14 protein-coding genes, 1 riboswitch and 1 other annotated feature are annotated in these 15,455 nt (G+C 59.2%); of the genes, 2 read left to right on the top strand and 12 right to left on the bottom strand.

What is annotated here, in order from left to right:
* The 8 genes from phrB to G5533_RS08750 all read right to left on the bottom strand — a co-directional run bounded on the left by phrB (position 1) and on the right by G5533_RS08750 (position 6,846).
* The gene (phrB, locus tag G5533_RS08785; protein ID WP_421255618.1) at positions 1-1,422 is read right to left on the bottom strand and encodes a deoxyribodipyrimidine photo-lyase; all 1,422 of its coding nucleotides are present in this window, start codon (positions 1,420-1,422) and stop codon (positions 1-3) included.
* Positions 1,419-2,306, bottom strand: a complete 888-nt coding sequence (locus G5533_RS08780; RefSeq protein ID WP_216951917.1) for a MerR family transcriptional regulator — start codon at positions 2,304-2,306, stop codon at positions 1,419-1,421. Before G5533_RS08780 ends, phrB begins: the two co-directional genes overlap by 4 nt.
* Positions 2,307-2,375: 69 nt before the next feature.
* Positions 2,376-3,323, bottom strand: a complete 948-nt coding sequence (locus G5533_RS08775; protein WP_005343644.1) for a YbgA family protein — start codon at positions 3,321-3,323, stop codon at positions 2,376-2,378.
* A gap of 180 nt (positions 3,324-3,503) precedes the next feature.
* Positions 3,504-4,154: an outer membrane beta-barrel protein gene (locus G5533_RS08770; RefSeq protein WP_216951918.1), complete on the bottom strand. Its 651-nt coding sequence runs from the start codon at positions 4,152-4,154 to the stop codon at positions 3,504-3,506.
* Positions 4,155-4,342: 188 nt separating this feature from the next.
* Positions 4,343-4,915 carry a DUF3157 family protein gene (locus G5533_RS08765; RefSeq protein ID WP_216951919.1) on the bottom strand — a complete coding sequence of 191 codons (573 nt, stop codon included), beginning with the start codon at positions 4,913-4,915 and terminating at the stop codon, positions 4,343-4,345.
* A gap of 106 nt (positions 4,916-5,021) precedes the next feature.
* Positions 5,022-5,858 (bottom strand): hypothetical protein, encoded by an 837-nt coding sequence (locus G5533_RS08760; RefSeq protein ID WP_227341232.1) that lies wholly within the window; start codon positions 5,856-5,858, stop codon positions 5,022-5,024.
* Between the two features lie 79 nt (positions 5,859-5,937).
* The gene (locus G5533_RS08755; RefSeq protein ID WP_421172772.1) at positions 5,938-6,216 is read right to left on the bottom strand and encodes a DUF6482 family protein; all 279 of its coding nucleotides are present in this window, start codon (positions 6,214-6,216) and stop codon (positions 5,938-5,940) included.
* 18 nt (positions 6,217-6,234) lie between these two features.
* Positions 6,235-6,846, bottom strand: a complete 612-nt coding sequence (locus G5533_RS08750; RefSeq protein WP_421172771.1) for an HAD family hydrolase — start codon at positions 6,844-6,846, stop codon at positions 6,235-6,237.
* 170 nt (positions 6,847-7,016) lie between these two features.
* Positions 7,017-7,139: a sequence feature (Phe leader region), on the top strand.
* Between the two features lie 36 nt (positions 7,140-7,175).
* Here G5533_RS08750 and pheA point away from each other — a divergent pair.
* Positions 7,176-8,348: a prephenate dehydratase gene (pheA, locus tag G5533_RS08745; protein WP_005338715.1), complete on the top strand. Its 1,173-nt coding sequence runs from the start codon at positions 7,176-7,178 to the stop codon at positions 8,346-8,348.
* An 88-nt stretch (positions 8,349-8,436) separates the two neighbouring features.
* Here pheA and G5533_RS08740 read toward each other — a convergent pair whose 3' ends face one another.
* The gene (locus G5533_RS08740) at positions 8,437-8,862 is read right to left on the bottom strand and encodes an LPP20 family lipoprotein (RefSeq protein ID WP_005338717.1); all 426 of its coding nucleotides are present in this window, start codon (positions 8,860-8,862) and stop codon (positions 8,437-8,439) included.
* A gap of 10 nt (positions 8,863-8,872) precedes the next feature.
* Positions 8,873-9,493, bottom strand: coding sequence for a FlgO family outer membrane protein (locus tag G5533_RS08735; RefSeq protein WP_005338718.1), 621 nt, complete (start codon positions 9,491-9,493; stop codon positions 8,873-8,875).
* Between the two features lie 206 nt (positions 9,494-9,699).
* Between G5533_RS08735 and G5533_RS08730 the strand changes: the two genes are divergently transcribed.
* The gene (locus tag G5533_RS08730; RefSeq protein WP_421231407.1) at positions 9,700-10,854 is read left to right on the top strand and encodes a flagellar assembly protein FlgT; all 1,155 of its coding nucleotides are present in this window, start codon (positions 9,700-9,702) and stop codon (positions 10,852-10,854) included.
* A 76-nt stretch (positions 10,855-10,930) separates the two neighbouring features.
* Here the strand turns inward: G5533_RS08730 and G5533_RS08725 are convergent, their stop codons facing one another.
* Both G5533_RS08725 and G5533_RS08720 read right to left on the bottom strand, forming a co-directional pair.
* Entirely contained in the window at positions 10,931-11,875 is a 945-nt protein-coding gene (locus G5533_RS08725; protein ID WP_421254402.1) for a chemotaxis protein CheV, read from the bottom strand.
* Between the two features lie 139 nt (positions 11,876-12,014).
* On the bottom strand, positions 12,015-15,011 hold the full coding sequence (locus tag G5533_RS08720) for a glycosyl hydrolase family 18 protein (protein WP_441254721.1): 2,997 nt from the start codon (positions 15,009-15,011) through the stop codon (positions 12,015-12,017).
* A gap of 153 nt (positions 15,012-15,164) precedes the next feature.
* Positions 15,165-15,247, bottom strand: a riboswitch (cyclic di-GMP riboswitch).
* Positions 15,248-15,455 lie beyond the last annotated feature (208 nt).

Here is a 15,455-nt window from a genome sequence, read left to right as displayed (position 1 = left end):
CTATTTCTCCAGAGAGCGAAACATCTCGATGGCTCTCACCCGGGCAACGGCGTGATCCACCATGGGTGCCGGATAATCCTGTCGCCCCTTGAGTCGCAGCCAGTCGTGGGGCTGATGCACATAAGCGGCAGGAATATCGGCCAGTTCAGTTACCCAAGTACGGATAAACTCCCCTTGTGGATCAAATCGTTGCCCCTGAGTGGTGGGGTTGAAGACCCGAAAGTAGGGGGCCGCATCGGCACCGGTGCCTGCAGCCCACTGCCAGCCGCCATTGTTGGCTGCCAGATCCCCGTCGATGAGTCGACTCATGAAGTAATCCTCCCCGAGCCGCCAATGGATATGGAGATCCTTGGTGAGAAAGCTCGCCACTATCATTCGCAGCCGGTTGTGCATCCAGCCGGTGGCGTTGAGACAACGCATCGCCGCATCGACGATGGGGTAGCCGGTGCGCCCCTCGCACCAGGCGGCGAAGGCATCCGGATCCCAGCTCCACGGCAAGGCCGCCGTCTCGGGCTTGAAGGGGCGATTCATAGAAAGAGTCGGGATCAGCACCAGCAGGTGGCGATAGAACTCGCGCCAGATAAGTTCGTTTAGCCAGACAAAGCCGGGCTGAGCCTTGGACTGGGGCCGATAGCCGAGCCGCTGCTGGAGCGCCGCCACACACTGGCGCGGGCTGATGATGCCCGCCGCCAGATAGGGGGAGAGCACAGAGGTGCCCGCGATGGCAGGAAAATCGCGGGTCTCGCCATAGTCGAGCACCGCCTGCTCCAGAAAAATGTTCAAACGACGCTGAGCTTCCGCCTCCCCCACTGGCCAGCGGGGATCCGCCGTCAGCTCGCCGAGCGCCTCATCAACCCACGCACGTTCGGCCAGCGGCTGCCACGGCAACGACTCGCCACGGGGCGCTGGGGCGCGATGAATGACAAACCCCTCTTCATCGAGGGCCTTGAGCCAGGCACGGCTGAAGGGGGTGAACACCTTGAACATCTCACCCGAGCCGGTCAGCACCCGCCCCGGCGGCAATACGCAACAGCCGTTGAACCAGTGACAGCTCACCGCCTGATCAGCCAGCGCGGCGCTGACGGCGTGATCGCGACGCTGCTCATCGATCTCGATAGCCTGATTGGCATAGAGCTGGGTCACACCCTGCTCGCGGCAGAGGTTTGCCAACGCAGCGGGCACCTCGGCAAAGGTCTCCACTCGCAGCAGATGGAGCGGGATGCCGAGCGCCGCCAGCTCGCGGCCCAACTCATCCACCTGCGCCAACATAAAGCGCTGACGGATGGGGGCCATTTTGTGCTGCCGCCACTGGGTAGGAGAGATGATAAAGAGCGCGGCGACCGGTCCATCACCGGCGCAGGCATGCCGCAGCGCCGGGTTGTCGGCAAGACGCAGATCGTTGCGAAACCAGACCAGTTTCATGATTTTTTCCTCCCGCGTCCGCTGGCGCCAGCCGCAGCAGGTGCGTTCGCCATCAGCTCGGCAAGGCTCGCCTGCCAGCCGTGTGCTTTCAGCCACTCATCGTCGTAGAGACGACCCAGTTCGCCAAACAGGCGCGTGCCTGCGGGCCACTCGGCGGCCAGCTCCTGTTTGCCAAGCCCTGCCCCCAGCAATACCAGCCAGGGGGTAACGGCACGCCCCTCCAGCAAGCTGGCATGGCGCGGCTCGACCGCCCCCAGCAGTTGCACCTCATAACCCTGACCGATCAACTCGTAGGCGGCCCAGACCAGATCGAGGGGGCCGACTTGCCCCCAACTCGCCAGCGTGATCGGCACGCCCTTCTCCTGCTCGATCAGGTGGCGGGCGAAGCGGGTATGGAGCCAGCCCAGCCACACCTGTTGCAGCAACTCGCCATCGGGCCGCTCGCGCCACAGCCCCAGCAGCCGCTCCACAAGCGGTTGCAGTACCCGGCTGCGCACCAGCTCGAACGGGTAGCTCGCCAGCAGATCGTTGAGCTCAGCCTCCGCCTTGCGCTGGTTGAAGGCGAGCAACGCCTGACTGAACTGCTCCAGGGTCTGCTGCCAGTGATCGCTCACCGGATCGGAATGGGGTTCGCTCAGGAGCCCCTTCACCTGCCCGATACTCACTCCCCGCTCCAGCCAGCTCAGGATCTCGCCGATTTGGAGGATATCCTGCTCGCTGTAGAGGCGGTGGCCCTTTTCGGTGCGGGCCGGTTGCACCAGACCGTAGCGGCGCTGCCAGGCACGCAGGGTCACGGCGTTGACGCCGGTGAGACGGGAGACCTCGCGAATGGGGTAGATCCCCTCATCAGCGAGAGGAGCAACTTCTTGCGATAAATCAGACATGACAACGTCCATCAAACAGAGGGGTAAAGCACCCCGGCGCAAACCATGCGCCGGGGCAACAGAACGGATTCAGAGCCCGTAACGCAGCTTGAGCGTATCGGGGTGCGGATTGAGATAAACCTGCTCGGCGAGATAGGGATTGGGGTACTCGCGCAGGTAGTGACGGATCAAGGTGAGCGGCACCAGCAACGGGAAGATACCGGTGCGGTACTTGTCGATGGTATCGGCAAGCTCCTGCTTCTGGGCCGGGGTCAGCACCCGCTTGAAGTAGCCCTGCAGGTGCATCAGCACATTGGTGTGGCTGCGACGGTTGGCCCGCAGGGTCAGCGCCGTCATCAATCCCTTGATGTAGTTGTCGGCCACCTCCTGCAAATTGGTGGACTTGCCCAGATTGCCGAGCAGCTTGCCAAGCGCCCGGTAGTGGGTGGTGGCGTGGGAGAGCACCAGATACTTGTAGCGGGAGTGGAAGCGGATCAGCGCAGAGGCGGTGATGCCGCGGGCGCAGAGCTGCTGCCAGTCGTGGTAGGCAAAGACCCGCAGCACGAAGTTCTCGCGCAGGATGGGGTCGCACAGGCGGCCATCCTCTTCCACCGGCAGCAGGGGGTTGGCCTCCATCAATGCCTTGGCAAAGAGGCCGATCCCCTCCTTGGCGCTCCCCTCGTTGTTGGCGCCATAGACCTTGACCCGCTCCATACCGCAACTGGGTGATTTGGCACAGAGGATATAACCGGAGATGAAGTCAAGCTGGCGTGCCTTCTGCTCGCTGAAGGCGATCAGCTTTTCGGTGACATCGAAGCTACCGTTGCTCGCCTCGGCACGGATCTCGCCGTTGCGCTTGACCAGCCGGATGGCGGCACGGGGCGCCCCCAGACCGATAGCCATCTCGGGACAGACGGGGTGATAGTCAAAGTGAGCGCCAAGATCCCGTTCGCAGAAGCTGGAGCGCTTGTGGCCCCCATCGAAACGTACCTCTTGTCCCAGCAGGCAGGCACTGATACCGACTTTAATCTTGTACATGATGACGCCCCTTGTATAAGCATTGATTCAGTTATAGCAGTTATACAAAAAAATGAAAGTTGTATAACTATTTGCGACTGATACGACACAAGGAGAAAAAAGGGATCACCGGAAAAAGAAAAAACCCATGGCGAACGCCATGGGTAAAAGTCAAGACACTACGGACTACGGGAAGGGGGATTAGAAGCTGTACTTCACACCCAGGCTGGAGATGGAACCTTTTTGCAGATCCCAGTTGCGATAGGTGTAATCGGCAGTCAGCGCCCAGTTCTGGTTGAGCTTGTAGGCACCGCCCACCTTGAAGTCGTGCATATCGTCGGTCATGTTGGCGTAGCGATAAGCGGTAGAGAGCTCGATGTCGCCGATGTCGTAGCGCAAGCCCACTTCACCGTACATGCTGCCGCTATCCTTGCGAGCCACTTCGTCCCATCCCTTGTTGTTCTTGGCCAGCTCACGCTCAAGTTGATAGCCCATCAAACCGGTTTCGCCATAGAGATTGAGTCCTGTGCTCAGCGGGGTAAAGACACCGATACCCAGGCTGGAAATGGACATGCTGTCATTGCCGTCGTTGCGGGAGGTGAATTCGGTTCCGGCACGACCGTAGAAGTTGGAGCCAAAGCTCTTTGAGAGGTCCAGGCTCAGACCACCAAAATCACGGGTACCTTTGCTGGCAGCATCACGGGGAAATGCAGCGCTGTCTTGGCTAAGGTAATCAGACTTGGTGTGCGCCCAGGTCAAACCGCCCTTTGCGTAGCTGAACGCATCCTGTGCCAGAGCGGAAGTAGAGGCGAAACCGGCCAGAACCAGAAGAGATACAGTTGCTTTTTTCATGATGATAACTCCATGTGATTGGGCCCGTTGCTAGCGAGCTGGTATGGAGTCATTGTGCAGTCAGCATCCCGGCTTGCCGAGCGGCAAGCTATTGCAAAACCATGTCAGATGTAAGCAGATATTTCCCGAGATGTCAGGGGTAACAAATTGCCGGCCCAAGCGGTTTGCATGGGCCGGACAACACCAAATCAGCGGAAGACCACCTCATCAATTTCGACCCTGACCAAGGGCTGCCCGGTCAATCCGGCAGGACGGGGGATCTCGAGTGCCAGCGACGGACGGACTTGCCCCTTGCGCAGATAGGTCTCCGGCAAGCGATTCTCGGCGACCCAGAAACGGGCTTCCTGACGGCTCAGCTGCACTCCGTCAGCACTGAACAGAGTCACCATGCCGCGCACCCCGACCACATTGCGGCTGCCGGTATTGCTCACCATAAAGGTCAGCGCCAACGGATCAGACCCCTCGAGCTTGTCCAGCTTGACCACCACACCGTCGCGTGCCGCTTGTGACAGCAATTCGGGGTTGGCCTTGGCCTGCTCGGTCAGTACCGGTGCTGCAACCGCCACCACGGCCCCCGCTTTCCCATCAGCAGCCATACCCTGCACGGGTTCGGCCGGTTTGACCACCAGATACTCCCAGGTAAAGTCATCGTTGAGCTGAACCTGCCGACCATCGGGCAGCGTCACCTGAGAAAGAGGGGCAGCCTGCGCCAACACGGGGGAGAGGCACAGGGCAATCAGCAGACGGGAGAAGGGTTTCATAGGGCGAAGCTCGACAACAGGTGAAAGGGCGACAGTATAAACAGTCCCGCCACCCCTTGCCTATGACAGCACTCACGTTCTGGCTCCGGCGTCGCTTGCCCACGGGCTAGATGGCAAGATCGTGCCGCTCTTTGTGCGCCATATCCAGAGTCACCAGATCGAACTCGGTCCTCTTGAGGGCAGAGAGAATATCCGATTGCATATCAAAGGCCTGAGCACGCTGATGCTCGGGCAGACGCACCCGGGCCAGGGTGGTAGAGCAGTCGCACAGGGTATGGAAAAAGACCTGCGCCTCATCCAGCCCCATGTCGGCCAGCATCTGTTCGGCCTGATCCACCATTCGTAGATAACGTTGCTTCAACTGCCGTGGATTGGTGAAGCGATTGCTGAGGCAACCGTTGCTCCCTTTGCCCCAACGACCGAGCTGACGCTTGTTGAAGCCATAGCGAAAATCACGGCTCATCACCCCGTTATCGGCAAAAAACCAGATGGTGTTGGCAGGCAGTGAGCCGAACTGGGCAAGATAGTCATCACGCTCCTCCACCGCGGCCGGAACCAGCAACGGCAGATGAGCCCATTCCGGACGAGCCTGCACATACTCACCAATGCGGCGAACCGGATCGATCAACCCCTCCATATTCGGCAGGCGATCGCAAAAGATGATTTCGTCACTCTTGATGACCCAGTGATCGATGCCATAACGCTGGCAATAACGGCGGGCTCGGGCCACTTCGCTGCGGCTGCGGGTCGGATTATCGAGGGTGATGGCGCGGATCTTGATCCCGCTGGCACGACACAGATCGATGCTGTAACAGGATTCCAACCGCCCCGAAAAAGAGACTATCAGCTCGTCAAAATTTGCCAGTCGCTCAATCAGCTGCAGCTCCCTGGCTTGAAAAGAGTGATCATATCCCTGATTCAAGACAACAACATTGGCATCCATTAAACAGCTCCGGATGATAAACAGGTGGCTTATTGTGCGGGAAACAAGCTGAATAGGCCCTTACAGAGTCAGGTTAAAATTAAAACTTGATGATTATTTCCCGTGATTTATCCGTAAAATCAACATCTTGAGCGTCGTACACTCGCAATCTGGCCTGATGTACCCGATGGGCTCGCAAAAAGCCCTGCGCCTGATCCAGCGAGGTGAAGGTCAGGTGCTCCCCCTCGCTGTCTGTCAGACAGAGGTACTCCCCTTCCGCATCGATACAGAGCTGATAACCACTGCCATCCTTGCAGGCGATGATCAGGGTTGCCTCGGGATAGTGACTGAGCCAATTGCGAAACCGGCCATGCTCCATAGTACTCCTGGAGGGGCATCACCCCTTGTCGGTGACAGGCAAACTGTCCAGCTCACCCAGTTGCTGACGGCAACTCGCCACGTCGGTAAAGACGATCCCCCTGATGCCGAGGGCCTCGGCGGCCGCAATATTGGCGGGACTGTCATCAATAAAGATGCACTCTGCCGGTTTCAGATCGAACGACACCAGCAGATAGCGATAGATATCCGGCTCCGGCTTCATCATCCGTACCCGCGCCGACACCACCTTGCCGCTGAAAAAGCGCCAGAAATCCTGATGCTGCTCCAGCCAGTCGATGCTGGCGTGCCCCATGTTGGAGAGGGCATAGAGCGAATGGCCCGCTCCGTGCAGCTCGGCTATCAGGGTTAGCATAGCGGGATCTGGCAGCAGGGAAGCGGGAACTGCCTGTAAAATGGCCAGATTCTCCGCCGCAGAGAGGCCGGTGCGCGCTTGCGCTTCCCGGGCCATGTTGTGGAGCGACATGGTGCCTCTGTCTACCTCCAGCCAATCCGGGTGGTTAAAGAGCTGCTCGGCCAACTGTTCGGCCCCTTGCGGACCACGCACCGAACGCACTATACCTACCGGATCCCAGCTCACCACCACCCGTCCCAGATCGAAAATAATCGCCATCGTCTTTACCTCCCCCACTGGGTGTCAGTCATCAAAACAGAGTCAATAGAACATCGCTCATACACCATTTTCTTAACCGGATACCCTGCCCCCATCCCCGCCCGCGGGCAAGTTTTACTTGCATCAGACCGGCAAATCCCTTAATGGTTATGACGTTACTTCAAGGACACACCTATGCACGCACCATTCTTCTTTGCTTTCTCGTTTATCCGGCCCGCTTGAGGGAAGGCCTGTCGTCGTGTGAACAGAAAGCAAAGACGAATCAAGCCTCCCCTAGCGGAGGCTTTTTTTGCATTAATATCAATCGATTACTTGGATAGGGAACAATCATGGCAACGCTCGACGAGATCAGACAAGACATCACCCGGTTGGATCAGGAGCTGCTTGCCCTGCTGGCGAAACGCAAGACCCTCAGCATCGAGGTGGCCCGTGCCAAGCAAGCCAACCCGCGCCCCATTCGTGACCACCAGCGGGAGCAGGAGCTGCTGGTCGCCCTAATCCAAAAAGGGCGCGTGCTGGGACTGGACGCCCAGTACATCACCCGCATCTATCACACCATCATCGAAGACTCTGTGCTCTCCCAGCAGGCCTATCTGCAGAGCCTGCTCAACCCGGAGCAGCAGGAGCCGATGACCAGCGTCGCCTATCTGGGGCCGCGCGGTTCCTACTCCAGCCTGGCCGCCCGCAAATATCTGGCGCGCTACAAGGATCAGGTGATCGAAGTAAACTGCCAGAACTTCCGTGAAGTACTGGATGCGGTGGAGTCGGGTCGCGCCGCCTTTGGCGTGCTGCCCATCGAGAACACCAGCTCGGGCTCCATCAACGAAGTCTATGACGTGATGCAGCATACCAGCCTCTCCATCGTCGGTGAGCTCACCTACCCCATCGAGCACTGCATTCTCACCGCCGTACCGACCGAGCTTGGCCGTATCAAGACCTTCTATGCCCACCCGCAGGTGTTCCAGCAGTGCTCCCACTATCTGAGCAAGCTGGAAGGAGCCCGTCACGAGATCTGCGACTCCTCCTCCAGCGCCATGATGAAGGTGAAAGAACTGGCAAGCCCGGAGGCCGCCGCCATCGGCAGCGCCGCCGGTGGCGAACTGTATGGTCTGGATGTGCTGGCCGAGCAGCTTGCCAACCAGAAAGAGAACTACAGCCGCTTCATCGTGGTGGCGCGCAAGCCCATCGATGTGGCACCGCAGATCCCGGCCAAGACCACCCTCATCATGTCCACCTCCCAGAAGCCGGGCTCGCTGGTCGAGGCGTTGCTGGTACTGCGCAGCCACGAGATCAACATGACCAAACTGGAGTCCCGTCCGGTGCAGGGCAACCCGTGGGAAGAGATGTTCTATCTCGATGTCTCCGCCAACCTGCAAACCCCGGCGATGCAGGCCGCACTGGTGGAGCTGACCAAGATCACCCGCTATATCAAGGTGCTTGGCTGCTACCCGAGCGAGGATGTGAAACCCACCGCAGTGCCGCCGGTGCTGATGGGGAGCTAACCAGCCCACAACGACAAAAGGCGAGCACACTGCTCGCCTTTTGTTTTGATGCCTGTGTTGATGCCTGTTTTCAGGTCAGGCAATCAACTCAGAACTGACCCGCCATCAACTGATTGATGTTGTAGAGGGCGCGGGTATCGAGCTCCATCTCGGTGGCATAGGTATTGCCGCGCGGATAGGAGGCCACCACCCGGGCACCACGCACCACACCGGCGACCGACACATCCAGCGAGTTGGAGGTCTGGGTCAGGTCACGATAGCTGCTCTGGCCGCGCACCTGCTGACCATTGAGCTGCTCGGCCAGCTCGCGATAGGCATCCATCTTGGAAGCGCGAATGGCTTGCAGCATCTTCTCCGACTGGGAGGGACCGGGCTGGATGTCGATCACCGCATAGCCCACCGCCTTGAGCACCGGAAAATCATCGGGTTTGCCACCCTGGGTGTAATCCACCACCCGGTTGCCGCTGCAACCGGTGAGCAAGAGTGCCAACAGGCAACCAAACAGGATCTTCATGACTCGCTCCTCACGGGGTCAGGTTGACCAGATGACCGCCCGGCCGGGCCTGACTGTCACGCATCAGATAACCGCGATTGATCGATGCCCGACCAAACGAGTTGTTAGCACCGAACAGATATTTTTGCGGGATCAGGCTCTGGGCCGTGGTCTCAACCATCTTGGTGCGCATGTCGATAACGCGGGCATTGACCAGGATCCCCTTGCTGTTGCGGCTGAAGGTGCCGACCAGAATGCGGGAGATCGGCAAACGGGAAGAGAGCTCCTTATAGTTGCGGCTCAGCACGAAGTCCCCCTGCGGCGTCACCTTGATGCTACCGGTCAGCTTGAAGTCCACCACCACCTCGCCGCGACGATTGAGCTCGTAGATAAAGCTCTCCTCAATCTGCTGCCCCATCCAGTTGGTATCCTGCAGGGTATCGAGATCGACGAAAGAGGCCACTGCGATGGGTTCGGTCAGGGTGGTCAGCGATTTGCGCTCCATCAGCTGATCGGTCATACGCGCCACCAGCCAGTTGAGCTCCATCCCCTGCGCCGCCTGGCGAGGGTCACCCTGATCTCGATTGATAGGGTCGGAGCCGCACCCGGTCAATGCCAGGGCGAGCGCCAACGCCGTGATGAGTTTGTTCATGGATACCTTTCCTGTATCTGCACCTGACTTATTATCGGACGCGCCGGACAAAGCTTGAGCCGGTAATGAGGCATGATTCTTGCTTTTTAATGGACATCGTCAGCGCCAACGTGCGCTGCCACTTGGAACGTGTTGTGATCCATGTCGGCCAGCAGGCGCCATTTCCTCAAAATGGCTCGGCTGCCCGCCAACTCAAGGTATCTGCTATGAAATTACCGCTGCTGTTGACCCTGCTGCTGGCCAGCCTGAGCACCCGCGCCGAACTTATCGAAGCACAGGGCAGCGCCGCCATTCTGGGGGGCGATGAAGTCTATGCCCGCGAGCAGGCAACTCGCGACGCCCTGCGTCAGGCCCTGCTGGCAAGCGGCGCGGCAGTCTCCAGCGTCCAGCGTCTGGAAAATGGCAGCCTGCGATCCGAGCAGATCCAGATCCGCTCCGGCGGCGACATTCGCCAGTATCGGCTCAAGCGGGAAGAGGTGCGCAACGGCCGCATGTATATCACGCTAGTGGCCGACATTCAGGCCGAACGCCAGATCTGCCAGACCCAGCACTTCGCCAAGGATTTGACACTGGTCAGGCTGCGAATGCGCTATCCGGACCAAGCCAGCTACGGCGCCATGGACGACATGCCGGAAAACCTCTCGCGACGACTGTTCGAGACCCTCGCCAATGCGCCGCAAGGGGTCGCGGTGCGCCAGTGGCTGGATGAAAACCTGCGCATCGATCCGCTCCATCTGCAACAGGGGGATCGCAGCGCCCTCGAGGAGATCAAGGCGCTCAGCCTGCGTACCGACAGCCAGTATCTGGTGCTCGGCAGCATCGATGATCTCTCCATAGAGCCGCAGGGCAACCAGCTGACCAGCTGGTATGAGGATCCGGTGCGCAACTTTCGCATGCAGCTCTACCTGTTCGACGGCATCAACGGCAGTCTGATCAACCGCAAGGTCTACGAAGGACGTGCCACCTGGACCTTTGGCAAGCGGGAACAGGTGGGCAGCAGCAGCGGCCAGTTCTGGCAATCGAGCTATGGCCAGGAGGTCAACTACCAGTTGCAGCAGGCGGCTCAAGATCTGGTAGCCCAGCTCACCTGCGCCCCGGTCACCGCCCGGGTGGTAGGCCAGAACGAACGTGGCCCCTACATCAATCTGGGGCGGCGCAACGGCGTCAAGCTTGGCGATCAGTTCCGCATCCAGCACAACGCCGACTTCATCGACCCCTACGGCAAGTCCCGCATGATGCGCAATCCGGCCGACGGCCTGTTCGAAGTGGTGCAGGTATTCGACGATGGCGCCATCATCAGCAGCCAGAACAAATATTCGCCGTTTAACATCCAGAATGGGGATTTGGCAGTATTGGAATAGGTGCCAGAGAGTTACCGGCGCTTACGGCATCTCCCGAGCTTCCCGTTGTTATGGTTCACCAGTGGATTGGTATCGGTCAGTTTCCCAACACCTGACGCAACCTCTCCTGCGCAACGCCCACCAGCAGGTCGGGCTGGAACTTGGAGATAAAGCGATCACAACCCACCTTCTTGACCATGGCTTCGTTGAAGTTGCCGCTCAGGGAGGTATTGAGGGTGATAAAGAGATCGGACATGCGCGGATCACTGCGCACCTCGTGGGTCAGCCGGTAGCCGTCCATCTCAGGCATCTCGGCATCGGTGATCATCAGCAGGATCTCGTTGGTCACCTTCTTGCCAGCATCGCACCACCCCTTGAGCAGGGTCAGCGCCTGCAAGCCATCCTGACACTCGATAACCTCGAGTCCCAGCTGGCCAAGAGTCTCACGCACCTGGGTACGGGCGGTGCTGGAATCATCGACGATCAGCACTTTGCGTCCATGCATCTCGGGCAGGATCTCCCGGTCCAGCACCTCCTCGGAGATGCGGATGTCATAGGTGATGATCTCCGCCAGCACCTTCTCCACATCGATGATCTCGACGATCTGCTCCACTCCATCTTCGGGAATGCGGGTGATGGCGGTGAGGTAGTTGGCGCGCCCGGCGGAGCGCGGCGGCGGCAGTATATCCTTCCAGGTCATGTTGACGATGTTGGCCACCTGCCCCACCAGAAAGCCCTGAATGGTACGGTTGTACTCGGTGATGATGAGGTTGGATTCACTGTCGATGGGCATGGGACGCATGCCGATGGCGCTGCGCAGGTTGATCACCGGGATCGAGGTACCGCGGATATTGGCCACCCCGCTGATATTGTGATGGGAGCCCGGCATCTTGCTCAGATGGGGCAACTTGACCACTTCCCGTACCTTGAAGACGTTGATGGCGAACATCTGACGGGTGCCGAGACGAAACATCAACAACTCGAGGCGGTTTTCCCCCACCAGTTGAGTTCGTTGATCAACGGAATCCAATATACTCGCCATACGCTGATATCCATCTGATTATTAATCGACTCTATTATAGAGGCTGCCCGCCAGGAAAGGCAGGCGCATTTTCAACCAGAGCGACCAACCAGACAAAAAAAGTGAGGCCGAAGCCTCACTTATCTCATTGATTTTAAAATCAATAGCTACAGACAGACTTCCAGCTGCCATCGGTTGCCTTGGGCTCGCTGCTGGTCCACCAGTTTGCTTGCCACACTACCTTGTTATGGGTAATGCGATCTCCGCCATTGGCATGATCCCCCTGCGGCCAGCTCGGATAGGCCTTGTAGGCCGCCGGATTGACGTTCTGGCTGCTGCAGCTGGTGCCCGGATTCTCGCCACCACCCGAGCCCAGCACGGCCTCCGGCAGGGTAGGGAACTCGGCCTTGAGACCAATGGTCTGGCTGCCGCTGATGATGCGCATACCGCTTGGCACGCCAGCGGCGGGCAGGTAGTAGGTCATGGCGACTTCAATCTCGGCCCCCGGTGCCAGGGTCTGCCATCCCGGCAGGTTCATGGCGACCTTGTGGAAGTCCTTCTCATTGGCAATGCCTTCCGAGTTGTCGTTGCCACCGCTCTCCACCACTTTCAGGCCCATGCCACTCTGATCCGTGATGGTGTCAGAGGTAGAGGTGGGCACCAGAAACTCGATGCGCGCGCCGCCCGGAATGGTCTGGGTCGACTTGTTGACCAGCTTGAGTTTCGGGTTGATCGGATAGTTGGAGTCCCCTTCCTTGAAGCCGGAGAGGCTGACCTGGATGTCGAGCTGGGCGCTCGGCGCGGCCAGATCGTTTTGCTTGGTGTTGTACGGAGTTGCCTTGGCAAACTTCTCATAAGCCAGGGTGGTCAGGGTACTGCCCATGCCGTACTCGTTCTTGGCCGGATCGAAGGCGTAATCACCCGCCATCTCCCAGAACATCACGCCACCCAGACCGCGCTTGATGATGTAGTCGAGCTTGTGGCCCATGGACTCTTCATCTTCGGTTGAGAGGAACACCTTCTTCTCTTCGTTCCACAGCCAGGGCGCGTGGGCCTTGTCATCGTAGTAACGCACATACTTGCCCTGCATCACGTGAGCCGGATTGTTGGGATCCAGACCCCAGGCAGTGCCATAACTTGGCAATGTGGTGATGCCGAGGCTGGCCGCATGCTCCAGGTTCTTGGCATGCCACATGGGCACGGCGCCACCGCCGATCTCTTTGCCGTTCTTGTCGAGATCATGCCAGATGTTGTCGATGCCGACCGCCCCGTTGCCGCACGGAATGGTGCTGCCACCTGTGCCCGGCTGGCACTCGTTCTGGCTCGGCAGGGCTGCCTTGCCACCCAGCCCATGACTGCCACCGCTCACCCCCTGCCAACCGCGGGTGTAATAGGGCACGCCAACGTTGATCTTGCCAGCCGCCAGCGCACCGCGGAAGTAGTGGGCAGACCAGGCCGCGTTGAGGTAACCGATACCGCCAAACTGGGTCTGGGTATAGACGCCCCAGTGGGAGAGCTCGGGGTCGGCATTGTTGTCGAACAGGGCCGCGTTGTGACCGACAAAGTGGTTCCAGGCACCGTGGAAGTCATAGGTCATCAGGTTGACGTAATCGAGGTACTGGGTGACCTGGAAGTTCTCCATCCCGCGCAGCAGATAGGCCGAGGCCGGTGAGGCGATGGTCAGCATATACTTGCGGCCATCTTCGTTACCGGCGTTGTCGAGCCGCGCCCGCAAGGTCTTCATCAACACCTCGTAATTGGCAAACAGCTTGGCCCGGCACTGGTTGGAGAGCGGGAAATCGTTGGGGTTGCCCGCATCTTTCATCGAGGTGGGGTATTCGTAGTCGATATCGACCCCGTCAAAACCGTACTGGCGGATAAAACTCACCGCCGAGTCAGCCAGGGTGTTGATACCGGCAGTATTGACCGAGCAGTCGCCTTTGGTAGTGGCGGTGTAGAAGCCGCGGGTATCGGCCCAGCCGCCGACCGAGATCAGGGTCTTCACGTCCGGATACTGCTTCTTGTACTTCGACAGCAGGTTGAAGTGGCCCTTGTAGGCGAATTCAGGATCCATCTCGGCACCCGGCACGCCATCCCAGGTCATCTTGGTGGCTGCATCGTCCACCTTGATGGTGTGGCTCTGCTCATCCACCGCCGCGAAGGCGTAGTTGATGTGGGTGATCTTGTTCCATGGAATATCGCTCACCAGATAGGCGGGCAAGCCGTTCTTGCCGGTGCGCCAGGAGGTGAAGTAGCCGATGACCCGGCGGGCATGGTCATCCCCCATGCACTCGTAACCATCCGGACGATAGATCTGGCGAATGTCACAAGAGAGGTTGCCACCGGTGGGCGGCAGCGCGGCCTCCTCGACATTGACGGTCACCGCCGCCGACTCGCCGCTCAGATTGGTCTTGTCAGTGGCCACCAGCTTGAGGGCGGCACTCCCTTTGGCATCCGGCGTCCAGTTCACCTGCCAGGGGGCAGTGGTATCTTCGCCCACCTTCTTGCCGTCGACATAGAGCTCGACTTTGGCCACATCGTTGTTGGCATCGGTGACGTTGCCACTCACCGCCACACTGCGACCCAGCGTCACCTTGGCGCCGCTGGCCGGGCTGCTAATGCTCACCTTGGGCGCCTCTGGCGCCACCACGGCGGCGACGTTGAAGCTCGAATCCGCCTCACTCAGCACCTTGCCATCTTTATCCAGCGCGCGAGCTTTGAGGGTATGGGCCCCCACTCCGGCGGCGCTCCAGCTGGCACTCCAGGGCGAGGCGCTCGCCGTGGCGACCAGCTTGCCGTCGACAAGATATTCCACCTTGGCCAAGGCCGTTACCGGGCCACTCAGGGTCACTGCCAGCGCCACGCTGGCTCCTTCGTTGAAGCTGGCGCCAGCAGCTGGCGAGCTGACGGCTACGCCGAGTGCAGGAGGGGGCACCTCGCCACCATAGGGCTTCCAGGCATCTGCCCAGACTACACCTACCCCCGGCTCATAGTGATAGGGGGATGCCCCGCACCAGCCTGAATAGGGAAATTCTTTGCATTCATAGAGGGCACCGACGTTGCTGACGATATCGCCAGCCTTGTAGGCAGTACCGGATTTATAGGCGGGATAAGCGGCCTGAGCCCAGGCGGGCGCAGCCGCAAGGGCGACCAGCATGGCAAGCCTGCTGGGTCTGAAGAGCTGTTGCATATTGTTATCTTCCTTGTTTTGTTTTGTCTTGGCTTGGTCACCAAGGCAAAGAACAATCGCAACCTGCATGATGGGCGCAGACAACTGGCAATGGACCTGCCACAAAAACCACCCCTCACCCAGGGAAACCCCGCTATCTGGATCCACGATCGAGACCGGAAGCATTGCGCCCCGGCATCACTGCCGGTTTGCCCTTTACCTGGGTTCCGTGAGGAACGAACCCAGTATAGGAAGGCGACAAGATCCCCTCAATCTTTATTCTCAAAGAGAATTATCCCCTGCCACAAAAGCGTCATGATCACAGGGTTAGAATTGATTGAATTATCAAAAAAATCATACTGTTACTGGGATCATAAAAACGCTTTTCCTCATCTTCCCAGATTCGTTTAATGTGCGTTGGCTCACTGGTAT

It is taken from the genome of Aeromonas sp. A600620, assembly GCF_029479985.1.
In the GTDB taxonomy this organism is placed as follows: domain Bacteria; phylum Pseudomonadota; class Gammaproteobacteria; order Enterobacterales; family Aeromonadaceae; genus Aeromonas; species Aeromonas veronii_A.
This window is presented reverse-complemented; position numbering and strand designations above follow the sequence as displayed.